General features: G+C 58.1%; 17 protein-coding genes. 4 read left to right on the forward strand and 13 right to left on the reverse strand.

The genetic code is table 11. The features are described from left to right. Positions 1-73 precede the first annotated feature (73 nt). The 8 genes from GQ39_RS14515 to GQ39_RS14550 form a co-directional block, all read right to left on the reverse strand. Positions 74-1,381, reverse strand: coding sequence for an amidohydrolase family protein (locus GQ39_RS14515; protein ID WP_020300775.1), 1,308 nt, complete (start codon positions 1,379-1,381; stop codon positions 74-76). 113 nt (positions 1,382-1,494) lie between these two features. After that, entirely contained in the window at positions 1,495-2,772 is a 1,278-nt protein-coding gene (locus tag GQ39_RS14520) for a cytochrome P450 (RefSeq protein WP_020300776.1), read from the reverse strand. Between the two features lie 139 nt (positions 2,773-2,911). Beyond that, positions 2,912-3,415: a carboxymuconolactone decarboxylase family protein gene (locus GQ39_RS14525; protein WP_020300777.1), complete on the reverse strand. Its 504-nt coding sequence runs from the start codon at positions 3,413-3,415 to the stop codon at positions 2,912-2,914. A gap of 1 nt (position 3,416) precedes the next feature. Continuing rightward, positions 3,417-4,592 (reverse strand): thiolase family protein, encoded by a 1,176-nt coding sequence (locus GQ39_RS14530; protein WP_020300778.1) that lies wholly within the window; start codon positions 4,590-4,592, stop codon positions 3,417-3,419. Then, positions 4,589-5,491, reverse strand: coding sequence for a 3-hydroxyacyl-CoA dehydrogenase (locus GQ39_RS14535; RefSeq protein ID WP_020300779.1), 903 nt, complete (start codon positions 5,489-5,491; stop codon positions 4,589-4,591). Before GQ39_RS14535 ends, GQ39_RS14530 begins: the two co-directional genes overlap by 4 nt. Before the next feature lie 13 nt (positions 5,492-5,504). Beyond that, positions 5,505-6,356 (reverse strand): fumarylacetoacetate hydrolase family protein, encoded by an 852-nt coding sequence (locus GQ39_RS14540; RefSeq protein ID WP_020300780.1) that lies wholly within the window; start codon positions 6,354-6,356, stop codon positions 5,505-5,507. Then, positions 6,356-7,420, reverse strand: a complete 1,065-nt coding sequence (locus GQ39_RS14545; protein WP_020300781.1) for an amidohydrolase family protein — start codon at positions 7,418-7,420, stop codon at positions 6,356-6,358. Before GQ39_RS14545 ends, GQ39_RS14540 begins: the two co-directional genes overlap by 1 nt. Before the next feature lie 346 nt (positions 7,421-7,766). Next, positions 7,767-8,498 (reverse strand): TetR/AcrR family transcriptional regulator, encoded by a 732-nt coding sequence (locus GQ39_RS14550; RefSeq protein ID WP_047530982.1) that lies wholly within the window; start codon positions 8,496-8,498, stop codon positions 7,767-7,769. Positions 8,499-8,682: 184 nt separating this feature from the next. Here GQ39_RS14550 and GQ39_RS14555 point away from each other — a divergent pair, with 184 nt between their 5' ends. Further along, entirely contained in the window at positions 8,683-10,314 is a 1,632-nt protein-coding gene (locus tag GQ39_RS14555; protein ID WP_032904478.1) for an ATP-dependent acyl-CoA ligase, read from the forward strand. Positions 10,315-10,515: 201 nt separating this feature from the next. Here GQ39_RS14555 and GQ39_RS14560 read toward each other — a convergent pair whose 3' ends face one another. Further along, positions 10,516-11,316, reverse strand: a complete 801-nt coding sequence (locus tag GQ39_RS14560) for an SDR family NAD(P)-dependent oxidoreductase (RefSeq protein WP_020300784.1) — start codon at positions 11,314-11,316, stop codon at positions 10,516-10,518. 101 nt (positions 11,317-11,417) lie between these two features. On the opposite strand from GQ39_RS14560, the gene GQ39_RS14565 reads away from it, so the two are divergent. Beyond that, on the forward strand, positions 11,418-12,158 hold the full coding sequence (locus GQ39_RS14565) for a DUF2889 domain-containing protein (RefSeq protein ID WP_047530986.1): 741 nt from the start codon (positions 11,418-11,420) through the stop codon (positions 12,156-12,158). 84 nt (positions 12,159-12,242) lie between these two features. On the opposite strand, the gene GQ39_RS14570 is transcribed toward GQ39_RS14565, so the two are convergent. The 4 genes from GQ39_RS14570 to GQ39_RS14585 all read right to left on the reverse strand — a co-directional run bounded on the left by GQ39_RS14570 (position 12,243) and on the right by GQ39_RS14585 (position 16,134). Then, on the reverse strand, positions 12,243-12,818 hold the full coding sequence (locus GQ39_RS14570) for an aromatic-ring-hydroxylating dioxygenase subunit beta (protein ID WP_020300786.1): 576 nt from the start codon (positions 12,816-12,818) through the stop codon (positions 12,243-12,245). Between the two features lie 95 nt (positions 12,819-12,913). Continuing rightward, a complete protein-coding gene (locus GQ39_RS14575; RefSeq protein ID WP_047530990.1) occupies positions 12,914-14,314 on the reverse strand; it encodes an aromatic ring-hydroxylating dioxygenase subunit alpha in 1,401 nt (466 codons plus the stop codon). A gap of 123 nt (positions 14,315-14,437) precedes the next feature. Beyond that, the gene (locus GQ39_RS14580; RefSeq protein ID WP_047530992.1) at positions 14,438-15,436 is read right to left on the reverse strand and encodes a fumarylacetoacetate hydrolase family protein; all 999 of its coding nucleotides are present in this window, start codon (positions 15,434-15,436) and stop codon (positions 14,438-14,440) included. After that, positions 15,433-16,134 (reverse strand): SDR family NAD(P)-dependent oxidoreductase, encoded by a 702-nt coding sequence (locus GQ39_RS14585; protein ID WP_047530994.1) that lies wholly within the window; start codon positions 16,132-16,134, stop codon positions 15,433-15,435. The genes GQ39_RS14580 and GQ39_RS14585 overlap by 4 nt, the downstream gene beginning before the upstream one ends. A 139-nt stretch (positions 16,135-16,273) precedes the next feature. Between GQ39_RS14585 and GQ39_RS14590 the strand changes: the two genes are divergently transcribed. Together GQ39_RS14590 and GQ39_RS14595 are read left to right on the forward strand one after the other, a co-directional pair. Then, a complete protein-coding gene (locus tag GQ39_RS14590) occupies positions 16,274-16,672 on the forward strand; it encodes a Zn-ribbon domain-containing OB-fold protein (RefSeq protein WP_047538897.1) in 399 nt (132 codons plus the stop codon). Further along, positions 16,672-17,862, forward strand: a complete 1,191-nt coding sequence (locus tag GQ39_RS14595) for a thiolase family protein (protein ID WP_047530996.1) — start codon at positions 16,672-16,674, stop codon at positions 17,860-17,862. The genes GQ39_RS14590 and GQ39_RS14595 overlap by 1 nt, the downstream gene beginning before the upstream one ends. Positions 17,863-17,865 lie beyond the last annotated feature (3 nt).

Consider the following 17,865-nt stretch of genomic DNA (forward strand, 5'->3'; position numbering starts at 1 on the left):
CGAACGAAGCGACCACAGAACGGCAACCGCTCCACAGTCGCCGTTGGCCGGCGACTGTAGGAACAGCGGCAACTTACAACGCGGTTTGCGCGTCAGCCTCGGCGAACATCGCATTGATGTCGCCGGAGGTCACCGGCTTGTTGTCGTGGCGACCGTGATCGGCACCACCCAAGCCCAGGGCTGGCTCGATGCTGACGTGCGTGGCCTGAGCCCGTAGCGCGCCGACCGTGCAGTTTTCCCGACCATGGATGGAGAACGGATCAAAGGAAAACTCACGCATGGCGTTCAGGTGAGTGACCTTGTCGATCATCTCCTTGGGCAGGTGCTGCAACCCTTCCCAAGCGGTCTCCGGCGAGTTCGGCCAGGTGCAGTCGGAGTGCGGGTAATCGCTTTCCCACGTGACCATCTCGGCGTTCAAGTAATCGAGGTTCTTCAGGCCAAAATTATCTTCGATGAAGCAGGTGATGAAGTGCTTGTTGAAGATGTCGCTAGGCATCTTCCCGTCGAAGTTGGAATTGGTCCACGCGTTATGGTGACGGTGGGTGAAGTCAGCACGCTCCAGCAAATAAGGAATCCAGCCGATGCCGCCTTCGGAAAGCGCCATGCGCAGATCCGGGAATTTCTTCCACATCGGCGCCCAGATCCAGTCAGCGGCGGAGTTGGCGATGGAAATCGGCATGGAGGTGATCCAGGCGTCGATAGGCGACAAATCCGAAGCGTGTTGAGCTTTCACGCCGGTACCGATATGACAGCAGATCACCACCTTGTTATCGCTGCAGGCTTTCCACAGCGGGTCCCAGTAATCACTGTGGATCGACGGGTAGCCATGAATGGCCGGGTTGTCCGACAGCGAAAGCGCGTGCACGCCCTGTTTGGCCAGACGCTCGACTTCGGCAGCAGCGGCTTTCATGTCCCACCACGGCACGATCATCAGCGGAATGAAGCGGCCTGGCGCAGCGTTGCACCAGTCGTGCAAATGCCAGTCGTTGTAGGCCTGGATGGCCGCCATCGACACGTCGCGATCAGCGTGTACCTGGAAACGTTGCCCGGCAAAGCCCGGGAAGGTGGGGAAGCACAATGAACCGAGCACGCCGTTGGCGTTCATGTCGTCGACGCGGTCCTTGATGTTCCAGGTGCCACGGCGCATTTGCTCGTAGCCCAGCGGCTCCATGCCGTATTCCTCTTTTGGTCGACCGACCACGGAATTGAGGCCCATGTAGCCAGTGGCCTGTTCCTCGAAGACCCACACATCACGATCACCCTTTTTGACCACATGCGGCTCACGACCCTTGAAGCGGGCAGGCATGTGGCGAGCAAAAGCATTCGGCGGCTCGATCGCGTGGTCATCGACACTGACAAGAATCAGATCTTCAACTTTCATTGTTTTCCCCTTCGCATTCGGGCTTGTTGTTGTGCCTGAATCATAGTGCACATCTCGACTTAATTAAACACATTTTTTGAATGTGTTCATATTAAATCAAATGCATCCCCCCATCACTCCCACAGCACGTGCAGATAGTGCGGACCGCGCAGCTGTGCGCCGACGATCTGCGGCCCGGGTTTGTCAGGGTCGAGACGGATGTTGGGCATCAGATCGAGGATCGCATTCAGTGCGCAGTTGATCTCGGTTTTGGCCACGAATTGACCGATACACATGTGTGGGCCAAAGCCAAAACCAAACGAAGGTTTGGGCTTGCGGTCGATGTCGAATTTATCGGCGTTTTCGAATGCATCTTCGTCGCGATTGGCTGAGGTCACGATGCATTGCACCATTGCCCCTTTGGGGATGGCTACACCGCGAATCTCCAGGTCCTTGGCGGCCTGACGCACCTTGAAAGTGGCCACAGGCTCGAAGCGCACCGCTTCGTCGATGGCCTTGTTTACAAGGCTTCGGTCATTACGCACCCGCTCCAGCACATCCGGATTTTGCAGCAGCAACGACATCAAGGTACCGAAGGTGCGAGTCGTGGTTTCGCTGGCAGCCGGGAGCAGTGAGCGTACAAAAGTGGCGATTTCATGATCGTCCAGCGACCGTCCTTGATACTCCGCGTTGATCAGCCGGCTGATCAGGTCATCGCCCGATGCGCCCTCAGCGCGACGCTCGGACACCACCACTTTCACCACATCGTATAGAGCCTGAGCGGCCTGCATGGCGGCGCCGCGGGCCGCGGCGGCTTTTTCCGGATCGACTTGCGGGCCCGCCAGGATGGCCAGCGCCCAGGCCGCGTACTGCTCGATCTGCTCGGGACGATCCTCGGGAAAGCCGATCAACGAGTAAATCACCCGGATCGGAAAATACAGGGCAAAGTCCATCAGGTCGGCGCCCTTGGCCGGCACCATCGGCTTGAGATACTCCTCGCGAATCACCCGATCGATCTTGGTTTCCTTCCAGCGATTCACCGTCTCGGGCATGAATACCGGTTGCAGCAGGTTACGGATGTTCTTGTGAGCATCCCCGTCCATTGCGGTAAGGATCAAACCATCGAAAAACGCCCCCAGCCCCTCGGCGATAAAACCGCTGGTAAAGGTGCCGGCGTCACGCATGACCGCCATGACATCGTCGTATTTGAACAGTGTGAAGGTCGGCCGGCTGGCATCCAGGCCGGCAATCGACGGCACGCCCAGACTCGCCATGAAGTTGCCTTGCAGCACAGGCGAATTGGCGCGCATATCGCGGTAGGTCGCGTGCAGGTCGATATCGCTGGTACCGCGATAATTACTGGCTACATCGGTGAAAGCCTTCGTCAGGTCGTTCTGTGCCGGTGTGGACATGATCGTCTCCGCTATTTTTGTCATTATTTTTTGTCAGGCAGCTGCTGAAGGCCATACCTTCCGACTGATAATAGGCCTGACTAGATATGTATTGGACACTTATTAATATTTCGATCAACTATTTGTGCTGCGAGACGTGTCAGTAGGCCTGCTGCACCAGTGTCATGCGGCCACCCGCCAACATCAGGGCGCAGTACAGCCCCAGCTCTGCCACCTGGGCGTCAGAGAAAAACTCCCCGAGTCGCAAGAAATGCGTGTCGTCGATCTCCAGGTAATCGCTGGCAAACAATTCGGCATAACGCAACGCGGCACGTTCGACTGGCGTGAAGGACTCACTGTCTGTGGCCATGCACGCAATATCCTCTTCCGTCACTGCGTCGGACTTGCGCGCCAGTTGGCAGGCCTGGCAAGTGGTGATGCTGGCGATTTTCAGCCGCACCAACTCGCGCAAACGCTCATCAAGCAGGCTGTCGCTGTGCAGGCTCTCCATCAAACCCAGCCAGGCCAGGGCTACCTTGGGTCGGTGAGCCCAGACCTGCACCGGCGTCGTTGAACTGAGCATGCGACTGCGCTGGCCCCGCTCTACCGCGTCTTGCAACGCAGACGGCATGGCATCCAGCGGGATCAGCGGTAGGCGTGCCATCTCAATCGAGCCGTTCGATGATGGTCGCCGTGCCCATACCGCCGGCGCAGCAAATGGCTTGCAAGCCAAAACGCCCGCCTCGGCGTTCAAGCTCGTTCAACAACGTGGTCATCAATCGTGCACCACTGGCGCCCAATGGATGACCGAGGGCAATGGCGCCACCATTGACGTTCAACTTGTCGTGCGGCACACCTGTCTCCTGCATCCAGGCTAGCGGCACCGAGGCAAACGCTTCATTGACCTCGAACAAGTCGATGTCGTTGATGTTCAGCCCAGCCTGGCTCAACACCTTTTGAGTGGCAGCAATCGGGCCGGTGAGCATTAATGTCGGATCGGAACCGACGGTTGTGAACGCCACAATCCGCGCTCGAGCCCTGAGCCCGAGTTTTTTCGCGGTTTCGGCACTCATCAACAGCAATGCCGCTGCTCCGTCGGAGATCTGTGACGAGTTACCAGCAGTGATGCGGCCGGTATCCGGACGAAAACTGGTTTTAAGCGTCGACAGCTTTTCCCGCGAAGTATCACGACGAATGGTTTCATCGTGGCGCAACACAACAGCTGGCTCCGTCAGCACCTGCTCACGTAGCTCCTCGACCGCAACCGGCACTATTTCATTATCGAAATAACCGGCATCGGACGCCGCGGCAGCGCGCTGATGGCTGGCAAAAGCGAAATCATCTAGCGCATCGCGACTGAGCGCCCACTTGTCGGCGATACGCTCAGCAGCCTCGCCCTGACTGGTCAGTTCATAGCGTTGCGCTGCCATCCAGCCAAACGCCTCGCCGTGGATTTCACGGTTACTGCCCATGGGCACGCGGCTCATGTTTTCCGCGCCACCCGCCACCACGATATCAGCGGAACCCGCCGCGATAGCACCAACGGCCAAATGCACGGCCACTTCGCCCGAACCACATTTACGGTCGATGGTCAGCCCCGGCACGCTGACCGGCCAACCGGCGCCGAGCAAGGCCGTGCGGGCAATGTTGGCGGACTGTTCGCCAATTTGCGTGACATTGCCAAATATCACATCGTCGACCAACGTCGGCGACACATCGACCCGTTCCAGCAAGTGACTGAGCACCAGCGACCCGAGGTGATCGGCGCGCACGCCGGCCAGGCTGCCACGGAACTTGCCGATTGGCGTGCGTACCGCATCAACTATGACGATGTCTTTCATAACGCACTCGCCTTGAGCCCTGAACCCGGTACTTGTTTACCGTCTTCGTAGCGGTAAACCCCCTGCCCCGACTTGCGCCCAAATCGTCCGGCAGCGACCATTTTGATGATCAGTGGGCAGGGCCGAAATTTTTCGCCCAAGGTCTGGTGCAGATAACGCAGAACAGACAGCCGCGTATCCCAACCGGTCAGGTCACCCAGTTCCAACGGGCCCATCGGATGGTTGAAACCCAGACGTAGTGCCGTGTCGATGTCTTCGGCGGTCGCGGTGCCTTCCTGCAGCATCCACATCGCCTCGTTGCCCAATAGTGCGGACATGCGGCTGGTGGTCAGTCCGGGCGATTCATTGACGATGATGGAGGTTTTGCCGATCTGATCGCACAGGTTGCGAGTGCGATTCACCACTTCATCACTGGTAGCCAACCCCCGCACGAGCTCCACCAGTTTCATTTTGTGCACAGGGTTGAAGAAGTGCATGCCGATCACGCGATCTGCACACTCCACTGACGCCGCAATTTCGGTCACGCTGAGGGCCGACGTATTGGTCGCGATAATCGCGTCCGGTGCCAGCAGTGGCGCCGCTTGCGTGAGCACCGCTTTCTTCACTGCCAACTGCTCGGAGACCGTCTCAACCAGCCAATTGGCGCCACTCGCTGCTTCAGTCAAGTCGCTGCAGGTCAGTAGATTGGCCAACGATTGCTGGGCTTTTTCTTCGCTGACTTTGCCCAGGCGCACGCCATCGGCAAGGATTTTTTCGATGCTCGTCCTGGCGTTTGTCAGGGAGGTGGCATTGGTATCGACCAACAGCGTACTGAAACCAGAGCTGGCGAACGCATGCGCAATACCGGTGCCCATCAGACCCGCACCGACGACGACTACTTTTTCTTTATTGGCGTTCATGTTTGGCTCTCGATTAGGCGCGGTTCTTTTTACTGACCACATTGCGCAACGTGCCAATGCCTTCGACGCTGGCTTCGACCACATCGCCTTCCTTGAGGAACAGACCGGTGCCCATCCCCACTCCCGCCGGCGAACCCGTGAACAACACATCGCCACAGGCAAAACTCGAGCGCTGCTGGACAAAGCGGATCAGATGATCAACACCCCAGGTCATTTCGCCGGTGGAGCCGTCCTGGCGCGTTTCACCATTTACTTTCAAGGTCAGGCGCAGCGTTGGTGACCCTTGCGGAAATTCATCCTTCGTGACGATCCAGGGACCCAGCCCGGTGGTCTGATCCTGGCTTTTGGCCGCGAACAGATCCATGCCAATACCCGCCGGCCCGCTACGCTGCAGGTCTCGCGCGCTGACGTCATTGCCAACGGTGTAACCGAGCACGCAAGCGAGCGGGTTTTCCAGGTCAATCTCGTCAGTACCGATGACCGCCACCAATTCAACTTCGTGATCGAGCTCCTCAGTCAACGGTGGAAAGCGGATCGGGTCATTGGCGCCAATCAGCGCGCCATAAGCCTTGAGAAAGGCGACTGGCTGGGACGGCGCACTCAATCCAAACTCCACCAAATGCTTGGCGTAATTGGCGCCTGCCACGACCACCCGGTTGACGGGTTCTATCGGTGGCAGCAGGCGCACTTTGGAGAGTGGCAGCGCAGGCCCGGCGAAACGCAACGAACTGATGCCGCGTCCGGCAGCCACGCCGGGCGCCCAATCCTTGAAATTGCCGGAAATCGGTGTCACCTGATCTTGGGCGACATCGACCACCGCCCAAAAAACGCCCGTTTCAAAATACTCACATCGCGCCAGTTTCATCAGGCACCTACCTTGCCCAACTTGGCAGGATCGATGTGCAGCAAGCGGCATGCGTTTTCATAGCGAATCTTGCGCAAGTCGGCGTCGGACAACTTCAGGCCATGGGTCAGGTCGTGACGCACGGCATCGCTACCGCCGAAGTTGCTGCCGTACAGCACATGGTCTGCACCGATGATATCGACCAAGGCTTGGCGCATCGGTACTTCATGCAGCTCAACGTCGAAGTAGAAGTTTTTCATGTACTCGAGCAGCGGCTTTTTGTTGTATTTGACGTCGAGGTTCTCGTTGGTCTTGGCCAGACGACCGAGTTGGTACGGGACATAGCCGCCGCCATGGGTGATGTACACCTTAAGGTCGGGGAAGCGATCCAGCACGCCGCCGCAAATCAGGTTCCAGAAACAACGGCTTTCGTCGTACTGCATACCCACGATCGCGGTAGTTTCGTAGCGGTCGTCGTTGGCGTTCTTGCCCCAGGTGACCGACTGGTTGTAGCCGTGAATAAACATCGGCAGATCCAGGTCACAGAGGGTTTTCCACACCACGTCGAGTTCCGGCGAATCGAACTCCAGGCCGCCGAAGTTGGCGCCGCCAGCAACCAGACCTTTAGCGCCCAGTACGGTGCAGGCGTAACGCAATTCAGCCGCCGCCGCTTCTGGCGCATTCAAAGGCACGTGAGCCCAGAACATCAAGCGATCAGGGGCCGCGGAGCAGTATTCCGCGAGTGTCTCGTTGACGGTGCGGGCGAAAGGTACGGCGAATTCGGCTTCGGTCCAGTACATGTAGCAGTGGGATGGGACGGAAACGACCTGCAAATTCTGTCCCGCTGCGTCCATGCCAGCCAAGCGTACTTTCGGATCAGCCCAGCGCGCAAAATACTCTTCAAGCTTGGGACCCTTGCCGGAGCGCACGGCAGCCTTACGCTCTGGCGACCCAAGACCGAGAATCCAGTCACCTACACGCAGCTTGATATCGCCATCGGCGTGCTGCTCGAAGAACGGCCCCCAGTGAGGGTGCTGGTTGTAATAGCCAGGGTGCGGTGCGTGGGCGTGAAGATCGATAAGCATGTTTAGGTACCTCGAAGTTGGCACTTTTTGTTGGTTATTTGCGCGGTGCCTTCACGCGGCCTGGATCAAATTGCCGCGAAAAGGGGAAGCCGACGGCTCACTGCTAAGACCAGAGCTTAAGATTAAATTGATCATAAATCAAAATACTGTTCAATTTATTTTATTGGCGCGCGGAGAGGCCTGACCCAGAGCCCTCGACCCGAGTCGAAAAATGCTTTGCGAGGTTAAAAACTACGAGTCAGCCTTGAAAAAGAATGGAATGCAGGTGGCAGAAAATTCGCGTACGAAAACGCAAAGCCCCCGATAAACGGGGGCTTTGGTTAGCGCGATGGGTAGTTCTTTAAGGTCAGCGGCGGGTGCGCGAGGTAGAACCCATGATCAGCGCGCCCAGGAGTTTTTTCACCCGGACCGGGAACAATCGACGCCCTGCGGCTTCTGGCACGAGGATTTCGCTCAACACGTAACGAATGATCATTTCGCAGATCAGCTCACGGTCAAGACGCACCCCGAGGCGTTCGTCCCAGTCGTCGAAAACGATGCCCAGGCCATCCTGAAAGCGCACGATCGAATCGTGGAAAATCCGTCGGAAGAAGCCCAGCGCGTAGTCGGGCGCAACCACAAGAAGACGACGAGCCCGACTTTGCTCTAGATAGTTATCAAGATAGGCAAATAGCGCATTCAAGCGCGCTTCCGGATCACTGATGTGACCGAGTTCCTGGGACAGCAAGCTGTGAAAGCTTTCGCGCTTGTGGCGCGAAAAGGTGTCCAACAAGTCCTCCTGCGAGGCGAAATAGCGATAAAAGGTGCCACGGGAAACGCCCGCTACCTGGCACACATCCAGAATCGAAATACGATCCGCGCCAGACATCAGCACGACTTCTTCAGTGGCTTTAAGGATGTTGGCAATGGTTTCTTCCGAACGGCGATTCGGCTTGACCTTGGTGCCTGCCACTGAGTTGGCAGCAGCACGTCGCTCTACGGGTTTAGCCGGGCTTGCCCCTGCTTCAGATGGCGCATTTTTTTTGGATTTGGGAGCCGGCGCAGGCGCCTCTGCTTTCTTGGATGCGACTTTTGGCATGGCGTGACGGGCTCATGAAGAGTAAAGATTGTGCAACGTTACCACAGGATCTGTGCATAAATAACACTATATGTTCAACTTATTGCTAAAGACATTTGATGAGTTTGTATTTAGAATTGGATTCTCTCTTCAAAATAAAATCAGGCAGCCCGACCGGTTATGGGTGCCTAAAAGGAGAAAACTGATGGGTAGCAGTGGAAATCCAGACACCTGGACAGTGGGAGAACGAGACACTGTCATTGATGCGTTAGATCGTGCGGTAGCAAGGCATCCAGACAAAATATTGCTGGATTTCAGCGGTGAGTTATACACATATGCTCAGGTTGACTCACTTTCCACCAAGATGGCCAACGCACTTGCCACCCTGGGCGTCAAGGCCGGTGAAACCGTGCTGACGATGCTGGATAACAACATCGATGCCGTAACCACCTGGCTGGCCATCAACAAGCTCTGCGCCGTGAGTGTGCCGATCAACACCGCGCTCAAGGGCGAGTTCCTCCGCCATCAGATCGCCGATACCGGCACCTCGGTGGTGATCTGCGAAGCGGCCTACCTGCTGCGCATCACACCACTCGCCGAACAACTGCAGGACGTACACCACATTCTTCACCGTGGCACCCTCGAGGCAGTTCCTGATTGCCCGATTCGTATTGCGCCACTGGATGAATGGCGTGGCCATGACGCCACCCCACTCGCCAATAAACCGCGACCTTCAGACCTTGCCTGCCTGATTTACACCTCGGGCACCACGGGCCCTTCCAAGGGCTGCATGATCAGCTACAACTTCATGTGCAATCTGGCGCGCCTGCAACTACGTGCCGGTCCGGCCAGTGCCGACGACGTCACCATCACGCCGCTGCCGCTGTTTCACATGAATGCGCTGTGTGTATCGATCATTGCCAGCATTCTGGTGGGCGCGCGCGCCGCCATTCTTGCGCGATTCTCGGTCTCGAATTTCTGGCCGGAAGTGGAGCGCTCGGGCGCGACCATTGCCTCGATCCTGGGTGGCATGGGCGGCCTCCTCGCCCAGGCGCCAGACAACGAAGCGATGCTGCGCTGCGTCGGGCAGATCCATACCGCCCGTGGCAACCCTTATACCGAAGAAACCAAAAAGATCTGGCGCGAGCGCTTCGGCACCAAGCTGGTAGGCGGCAACGGCTATGGCCTGACCGAAGCCTGCGTTATCACTTCGCTGGCTGCCGGGGAATACGCCGCGCCCGGCTCGTCGGGTAAACGTATTGCAGATTTTGACGTAAGGATCGTCGACGACCTCGATCAGGAAGTGCCGCCCAACTCCCCTGGCGAAATCGTGGTGCGCCCGCTCCGTCCCGACATCATGTTCCAGGGCTACTGGCGTCGTCCGGAGGATACCCAGAAGCTGATGCGCAATATGTGGTTCCACACCGGCGACGTTGGCAAATTCGATGATGTTGGCTTCTTCTACTTTGTCGACCGCAAGAAGGACTACATGCGTCGCAGGGGGGAGAACATTTCCAGCTTTGAAATGGAAGCAGCCTTTGCTTCTCACCCGGCACTGGCCGAAGTGGCGGTGCATGCCGTGCCTTCAGATAAAGGCGAGGATGATGTGAAGGTGACTGCCGTGCTGCATGAAGGCGTGACGCTTGAGCCGGAGCAACTGTTCCATTGGGCCACCGACTCGGTGCCCTACTATGCCTTGCCGCGCTACATCGAGTTTCGCAGCAGCTTGCCGAAAAACCCGCAGGGCCGGGTGTTGAAGTATCTGCTGCGCGATGAAGGTAAAACCGACGCCACCTGGGATCTGGAAACCACATCGATCGTGGTGTCCAAAAAGTAACAGTACTACCTGGCATGTGTCGGCCATCCAACGCCGAAAGCCCGCTTTGAAGCGAGCTTTCGCTTCTCTTGGGCCTGGTGTCGCCTTTGTATGAGTGAGCTTGCTTGCGATGAACTCAAGGACAACGCGTTTTACAAGAACGTGCGCGTTATCGTTAACGTCCATCGCGAGCAAGCTCGCTCCTGCATTAATCGTGTGAAATCAATACTCGCGCACGGGAATGCCTTTGGGGCGGGAGTTGTAACCGGGTAGGTGCAGGCCACCGTCGACGTGAATGGTCTCGCCGGTGATAAAGCGCGACATCTCCGACGCGAGGAATACCACCACCGGGCCAATGTCGGCTTCAGGCTCGCCACAGCGGCCCAGCGGACGCATTGAAGCGGACATTTCGGCAAAGCCCGGGTTTTCTGCGGCAAGTTTGTGGAAGGTGGCGCCCATCGCGGTAGGTGCGATGGCATTGGTTCGAATGTTGAACCGCCCCCATTCAGAGGCGGCGCTGCGAGTCAGCCCGACGATCGCTGCCTTGGCCGTGTTGTAATCGCCGTGCAGCCAGGCGCCGATCTCGATATCGATTGAATAGAAGTTGATGATCTTGCCACCGCCCCGCGCTTTCATATGCGGCAGTGCGGCTTTCATCGCCCACCAGGCCGCCCACACTGTAGAGCCGAGGGTTTGCTCCAGCATCGCGTCGGTTTTTTCTTCCAGAAGGACATTAGGGGTGGGTGCAAAGGCATTGTTAACCAGGATGTCCAGGCCACCAAATTGATCAACGGCTAATTGCACGGCGGCTTCGATATCGGCCTTGCTGCACACGTCAGTCTTGATGAACACCGCTTGGGCACCCAGCGCTTTGAGTTCGGCGACTACGGCCTCGCCACTGGTGACATCCAGCTCGGCGACCACCACGGCAGCGCCCTCTTTGGCAAAGTTCAGCGCAATGCCGCGGCCGATTCCGCCACCTGCGCCAGTAATCAGCGCAACCTGTTCATTTAGCAGTGCCATAGTCACTCCACTTCTTGTTTTTTAGTGAACATTTTTGGTTATAGTGTTCAAATATAGCTTATTTCGTCAGCCTGAACAGCATTGAAACAAGGATATTGAGGATGACTGCATTTCGTCGCCGCGTAGACATCATTGCTCAGCATGCCAATGGCACGGGCGAAGTTCGCGCCGCTCTGGAAGACGACTTCCACCACTTCCGGGTGTGGGTCAGCTACCGCGCAGGTGAAGTCATCGCCATTGGCGGTGAAGCGCTGCGCTATCCCTATTCCCTGTGCCCGCAGGCTTGCAATCAATTACAGCAATTGCGGGGGATGAAGCTGGACCGGATAGCCCATTCAGTCACCCGGCAGACCGACGCCAGTCATCAATGCACCCACTTGCTCGATCTCGCGGGGCTCGCCATTGCTGCTGCCGCACGTGGCTCCCGCCAGCGCCGCTATGACATTAGCGTGGGCCAGCGCATCGACAACCGCACCCGCTCTACGTTGGTACGCGATGGCAATGAAGACCTGACCTGGGAAGTAGACGGCACCATGATCGAAGGACCCTCACCCTATTGCGGCATCAATCTTCGCGAAGGCATGGCACGCTGGGCACTGAATGCCCTCAATGAAGAAGCCGCCGAAGCGGCTCTTTTACTTCGCCGCTGCACCCTGATTTCGATGGGGCGCGCGTACAACCTCGACGAGCAGATTCATGCCCTGAACACCGGCCGCTGCTACAGCCAACAACCCGAACGCGCGGAACAGGCACTGCGCATGAAGGGTTCGACGCTGGACTTCAGCAATGAACAGTTCAAATTGTGCGCCCAGGACCAGGAGTGGCTTAGGCAGCACCAATAGTCACACGGCTCCCATATCAAAAGCCGCGCGACCATCATCCGCAAGGCCCGGCGATCCGGATTCGAACCAGACCGCCGATAATGCCTAGAGGAAGACGGCCAGATTTGGCGTTCCAAGCACCGCTTGGTCGATGATGACTTCGCGCCGCGCCAGCTTGAATCCCGCCTCACTCAGACGCAGCACATCACGCCGTTCGCCACTGATGATGTCGACATGGTGATCTTTGAAACGGCTACGGGTCAGCAGCAGGTAACTGGTCACCACAAACTCATCGCTCTTGTCGGTTTCTTCGACAAACACGTTAGTCACCAGACGTCGGGTACGCGAAGGAGGATCTTCCGCCCAGGCACTTTTGCCGGACAGGCGCAGGATTCGGCCCATGATCGAGCGGTAGTCATCGTGGTAATGCTGAACGCTGCGCACGATGGTGGTTTTCAACTCGGCGGCCAAGCGCGTCTGGCGCAGCGGCACGGTGTACACCAGGTCGGTGTCCAGGCGTTCGGCCCACTCCTGCAGGCGAATCTGGTCGAGCAGCGTGGCTTCCTCGTAGAGAAAGGTCACCACATCGTTGTAAATCGGCGAACCCACCGGTACTCGCTTGGTACCGACTGGGGAACCCGGCTGGATATCCTCCACACCGCGTTGTTGAACCTGAGCCATGAGTAACTCCTTAACTTTTATTCTTGTACTCGTGAATGCTGTTACCGGCGACTGCGGCCCGCTAGGACCGCTGTCGAACCAGGACTGGCGAACGCTTATTTCTCGTCCGATGCGGTCATCAGCTCATGCCAGTACAACCACCAGTGCCACTGGGTATCGTCCTTGGTGAAACCTTCGTTGACGATGCCGGGGCCAGGCCACCCTTCCGGTGCTCCGGTTTCAAAGACTGCCTGGTATTTCATCGTGCTCTTGCGGCCCATCGCCCCCTTGGCAGCCAGCGTCATGTGCGGCCAGGTATCGGAGTCATCCTGCTCGACCATGCCGGACGTGCCGAACAGCTGGATGGTTTGCTTGAGCATCTTGTCGCGCAGTTCCGGGGAAGCGTCTTTCTCGGCAAACACCCAGTTGACGAACTCGAGCTTGTCCGGACCTTGCGGCACGTAGGCGTGCAGGGTCATCGAGCCGACGACAGTGCCATCCGGCTGCGGAATGTAGACAAAACCGAAAAGAATATTCGGGAACATCCCACCGACTTGCGGCGGCATGCTGGTGAGCACTTTCAACTGATCTTCGGTCAAGTTGCGTGCCAGCTGTTCGACCATGTCGGCGGTCATGCCGGCAGGCGGCAATGCTTCGAGCTTTTGCTGCACACTCAACTCTGCCGGATCGAGTCCGGTGAGGCGCTTGATCTTGCGCGCCAGGTCGATGCAACGCAGCGCATGGCCGTGCGGCGAGCTGATTTCGACGCCGATCATTTCCGGGCTGAGGTCGGCTGTTTCGCCCTCGCCTTTCTTGGCGTAGTTACCCACTTCGCCTAACCAGCGGTGCAAGGTCAGTGTGTGGAAACCGTCGGCCGCCGATTGCTCGCCAGCCGTCTTCCAGTTGGCGTTAACGATAAAGCGCTGCGGTGGACCGAGTACTTCCATGCCTTTGTCGGAGCGGCAGAAGAGCATGTCGTAATACCACTTGGCATCGCCCAGGAATTCGTCGAACGATGGTCCATCGATATTCCAGGTCGCAAAGACCAGACCGCCATACAGCGTGACCCGAGCCTTTTTCAGGCCCAGTTCTTCTTTGGGCAGCATTTTGCCGTGCATGCATTCACGCTCGACGGGTGAGCCGACAAAGTCGCCATTCGGGCGGAAGGCCCAGCCGTGGTAGATGCATTTATGAATTTGTGTATTGCCGCAATCAGCGGTACTGATGCGCATGCCGCGGTGCGGGCACACATTGAGGTTTACAAACACCTCGCCCTCTTTGCCACGGGCAACAATGACCGAGTCGGAGCCCAGGTCGCGGACCATGAAGTCCCCGGAATTGGGGATCTCCGACTCGTGACCCAGGAGTACCCAGATCTTGCCGAAGATTTTTTCCATCTCCAGCTCGTAGATTTCGCGGTCAGACAACACGCGCATTTGTACTTCACGGCTGGATGGATAGATAAGGTCCGAGACCTTGGTTCCATCAGACAATACTGGGCTTGTTTTTGTTAGCATGATTGCCTCCTGATCAGAGCGTCACGACAGTGGTCGCAACGAAATATAAGACACTTTCTCTATTTATGTACATAGAATTCACTTTCTACTTGTAAGTGAATTCTTCCGTCATTCACGTATGCGTCAATCCTTGCTCGATGGCTTGCCCGCTTGAGTACGCAGCACACCAATGCCGTCGATCTCCAGTTCAACCACATCGCCAGGCTTCAAATAACGTAATTGCTCCAGGCCGCAGCCGTTGCCGACCGTGCCGGAGCCCAGAAACTCACCGGGGTACAGGGTTTCCGAGCGGGACACGTGGGCAATCACGTCTTCGAAACTCCAGCGCATATCACGGGTATTACCGCGCCCCCACTCCTCGCCATTGACCCGGGCAACCATATTCAGGTCATAGGGATCACCCAGTTCATCGGCTGTCACCAGGCAGGGCCCCATAATGTTGGCCGTATCAAAATCCTTGCTCTTGGCCGGGCCGAGCATGCCGGGCATTTCCAGGGCCTGGGCGTCGCGGGCACTCATGTCGTTGAAGATGGTGTAGCCGACGATATGCGCCCGGGCGGCCTCACGGCTGATGTCCTTGCCGCGCTTACCGATGTAGCAACCGAACTCGAGTTCGAAATCCATCGCCCGGCTGTAGCTCGGCCATTGAAATTCATCGTCGATGCCAATCACCGCGAAACGGTTGCCCTTGTAGTAGATGGGCTGCTTGTTGAAAGTCTCGATGACCCGATCGTCAGCACGAGTGTTCATCGCTTTCAGCGTGGCTTCCGGGTCTTCGGTACGTAGCGCACGCGCGCGACGGGCCGCCGCGAAGCTCTGGCGCAGATGCAATTCGAAGCAGGAACAGTCGCGCATTTGTGGAGGTGGCTGGATCGGTGCGCGCAGCTTCACGCTGGCACGCTCCAGCACCGCCGCCGAGGGTGCCTTGGTGACCAGCGCACGGGCCAGGTTCAACGCCGGCTCACCGGCCTCCACCAAGGCCAGAATGCTGCTCAATGCCACACTGTCACGACCTTCTCGCAGGCGGTAAGCATTTTGCAGATCGAGCACCTGCTGGTCCCGATTGAGCAATGCCCCCGCGCGATCAAAACCTTCGGCATCGGTATACGTCACCAGCCTCATACGCGGCCACTCACAGGCAGCAGTGCACCGGTTACCGCTGCGGCTTCGTCGGATAACAGAAACGCCACTACCGCCGCCAACGCCTGCGGAGTGACCCAGCGGCCGCTGTCGGCATCAGGCATGTCGGCGCGGTTGGCGGGGGTGTCAATGATGCTCGGCAGCACAGCGTTGACCGTTACACCACGATCCTTCAGCTCCTCGGCCAACGCCTCGGTCAACCGGGCTACACCGGCCTTGGAGGCGGCATAAGCCCCCATACCGGTTGCGGCTTTGACCGAGGCCAGCGCGCCAATGTTGACGATGCGCCCGGCCTTGGAATCCAGCAGGTGCGCCAACGCAGACTGGGAACTGACCACGGCGGTACGCACGTTCATCTGGTAAAGCCGATCCCAGGTCAGCAGGCTGCCGCCTTCGACGGTCTCCCAGGCAAAACCGCCCGCGACATTGACCAAACCGTCGATGCCACCCAAATGCGCCGCGACCTGCTCGAACGCAGCGCTGGCCGACTCGCTCGAGGTCAGGTCGACACCGCCCAGGCACAGCAGGTTTTCCGTATCCAGCAAGGCAGCTGGGGCCTCGTTGCGATCCAGCAACGCAACCCGCGCGCCTCGCGCCAGCAGAAATGTGCCAAGTGCGCTGCCGAGGGCACCAAACCCGCCGGTGACGACTACCCTCTTGTCCAATAATGATTGGAACATCGCGAAATCCTCTTGTTGTTGTTTTACGGCGCGAACGGTCGATTCGCGCCTTTGTCCAGATAAATATATGACACTTTTAGAAAATATGTACAAATGATACTGTATGACTTCAAGTCAAACACTCACCTGCGGACCGCTGATGCCTAGAAAACTGCCTGCACTCAACGCCGACAACCGCGCCTTCTGGCAAGGCGGTCAACAGGGCGAACTGCTCGTTCATCGCTGCGCGGCCTGTAGCCGGTATTTCCACCCGCCCGCCCCGCTCTGCCCGCATTGCGCAAGCTTTGACGTGGCGCCGCAAGCGGTGTCCGGCAAGGGCAAAGTGCTCAGCTTCACCATCAACTATCAGCCCTGGACCCCCGACCTGGAGGTGCCCTATGTGGTGGCGATCATCGAGTTGGTTGAGCAACCCGGCTTGCAGTTCGTGAGCAACGTGGTGGGCATGCCGGTCACGGATGTGCAGATCGACATGCCGGTACGGGTCAGCTTCCTCAATGTCGAGGATGTATGGTTACCTCTGTTCGAGAAGGATCAGTGATGTTCGATCATCGTTATGAAAAAGACGTAGCCATTACCGGTATCGGTCAATCAGAGATCGGGCGACCGTCGAGCAAGTCAGCGATGCGCCTGACCCTGGATGCCTGCCTGGAAGCCATTGCGGACGCCGGCCTGCAACGCAGCGACATCGACGGCGTGGCCTGCTGGCCGGGCGACAACAACAATGGCGACCCGTTTTCACCGGTCGGTCCCAGTGCGCTGAAGAGTGCCCTCGGGCTCAACGTCAACTGGTTCGGTGGCGGTTATGAAGGGCCCGGCCCGCTCACCGGGGTGATCAACGGCGCCATGGCGATTGCGGCGGGCCTGTGCAAGCACGTACTGGTGTTTCGCACCATCACCGAAGCGTCGGCGCGCATGGTCAACAAACAGGCCGGCGCACTGACCAATAAAACCCAGGGTCGCGACAGCAGCTACGCCTGGCAGTGGTTTACCCCGTTCAATGTGCAATCGGGCATCAACCTGATGGCGTTGTATGCCCAGCGTCACTTCCATGAATACGGCACCCGACCGGAGCAGCTGGCGCAGATAGCCCTGACGTGTCGCCAGAACGCCATGCGCAACCCTAAGGCGCTGTATCGCACGCCGATGAGCATGGACGACTACATGGCATCGCGGATGATTTCAACGCCTCTGCGCATGTTCGACTGCGACGTGCATTGCGATGCGTCCACCGCCATCATCCTGTCCCGTCGCGATATCGCCCAGGACCAGCCGAACAAACCGATCCGCATCGAGGCCATGGGCGCAGCGTTGAACCAGCCATGGTCGTGGGATCAGATCTCCCTGACCAAAATGGCCGCCTTCGATGTCGGAGAGATGATGTGGGCACGCACCGACTACACCCCGCAGGATGTTGAATCTGCGCAGTTGTATGACGGATTTTCGATCTTGACCCTGATCTGGCTTGAAGCCCTGGGCCTGTGCCCCACCGGGGAAAGTGGTGCGTTCGTCGAGGGTGGCACGCGCATCGCACTGGAGGGCAGCTTGCCCATCAATACCAATGGCGGGCAGCTGTCTGGCGGACGCACCCACGGCCTGGGTTACGTGCATGAAGCCTGCCTGCAACTGTGGGGCCGTGCCGAAGGCCGGCAAACCCGCGAACACCGCGTCAGTACGGTGGCAGCCGGAGGCGGCCCGCTGGGGGGCAGCCTGCTACTGGTTCGCGAGTAACGG

This window comes from Pseudomonas sp. 11/12A (genome assembly GCF_000800055.1).
GTDB lineage: Bacteria > Pseudomonadota > Gammaproteobacteria > Pseudomonadales > Pseudomonadaceae > Aquipseudomonas > Aquipseudomonas mohnii.

What these genes read in the sequence shown, in the direction of transcription:
- GQ39_RS14515 (WP_020300775.1), bottom strand. Translation starts at nt 1,381, where the DNA reads ATGAAAGTTGAAGATCTGATTCTTGTCAGTGTCGATGACCACGCGATC.
- GQ39_RS14520 (WP_020300776.1), bottom strand. Translation starts at nt 2,772, where the DNA reads ATGTCCACACCGGCACAGAACGACCTGACGAAGGCTTTCACCGATGTA.
- GQ39_RS14525 (WP_020300777.1), bottom strand. Translation starts at nt 3,415, where the DNA reads ATGGCACGCCTACCGCTGATCCCGCTGGATGCCATGCCGTCTGCGTTG.
- GQ39_RS14530 (WP_020300778.1), bottom strand. Translation starts at nt 4,592, where the DNA reads ATGAAAGACATCGTCATAGTTGATGCGGTACGCACGCCAATCGGCAAG.
- GQ39_RS14535 (WP_020300779.1), bottom strand. Translation starts at nt 5,491, where the DNA reads ATGAACGCCAATAAAGAAAAAGTAGTCGTCGTCGGTGCGGGTCTGATG.
- GQ39_RS14540 (WP_020300780.1), bottom strand. Translation starts at nt 6,356, where the DNA reads ATGAAACTGGCGCGATGTGAGTATTTTGAAACGGGCGTTTTTTGGGCG.
- GQ39_RS14545 (WP_020300781.1), bottom strand. Translation starts at nt 7,420, where the DNA reads ATGCTTATCGATCTTCACGCCCACGCACCGCACCCTGGCTATTACAAC.
- GQ39_RS14550 (WP_047530982.1), bottom strand. Translation starts at nt 8,498, where the DNA reads ATGCCAAAAGTCGCATCCAAGAAAGCAGAGGCGCCTGCGCCGGCTCCC.
- GQ39_RS14555 (WP_032904478.1), top strand. Translation starts at nt 8,683, where the DNA reads ATGGGTAGCAGTGGAAATCCAGACACCTGGACAGTGGGAGAACGAGAC.
- GQ39_RS14560 (WP_020300784.1), bottom strand. Translation starts at nt 11,316, where the DNA reads ATGGCACTGCTAAATGAACAGGTTGCGCTGATTACTGGCGCAGGTGGC.
- GQ39_RS14565 (WP_047530986.1), top strand. Translation starts at nt 11,418, where the DNA reads ATGACTGCATTTCGTCGCCGCGTAGACATCATTGCTCAGCATGCCAAT.
- GQ39_RS14570 (WP_020300786.1), bottom strand. Translation starts at nt 12,818, where the DNA reads ATGGCTCAGGTTCAACAACGCGGTGTGGAGGATATCCAGCCGGGTTCC.
- GQ39_RS14575 (WP_047530990.1), bottom strand. Translation starts at nt 14,314, where the DNA reads ATGCTAACAAAAACAAGCCCAGTATTGTCTGATGGAACCAAGGTCTCG.
- GQ39_RS14580 (WP_047530992.1), bottom strand. Translation starts at nt 15,436, where the DNA reads ATGAGGCTGGTGACGTATACCGATGCCGAAGGTTTTGATCGCGCGGGG.
- GQ39_RS14585 (WP_047530994.1), bottom strand. Translation starts at nt 16,134, where the DNA reads ATGTTCCAATCATTATTGGACAAGAGGGTAGTCGTCACCGGCGGGTTT.
- GQ39_RS14590 (WP_047538897.1), top strand. Translation starts at nt 16,274, where the DNA reads ATGCCTAGAAAACTGCCTGCACTCAACGCCGACAACCGCGCCTTCTGG.
- GQ39_RS14595 (WP_047530996.1), top strand. Translation starts at nt 16,672, where the DNA reads ATGTTCGATCATCGTTATGAAAAAGACGTAGCCATTACCGGTATCGGT.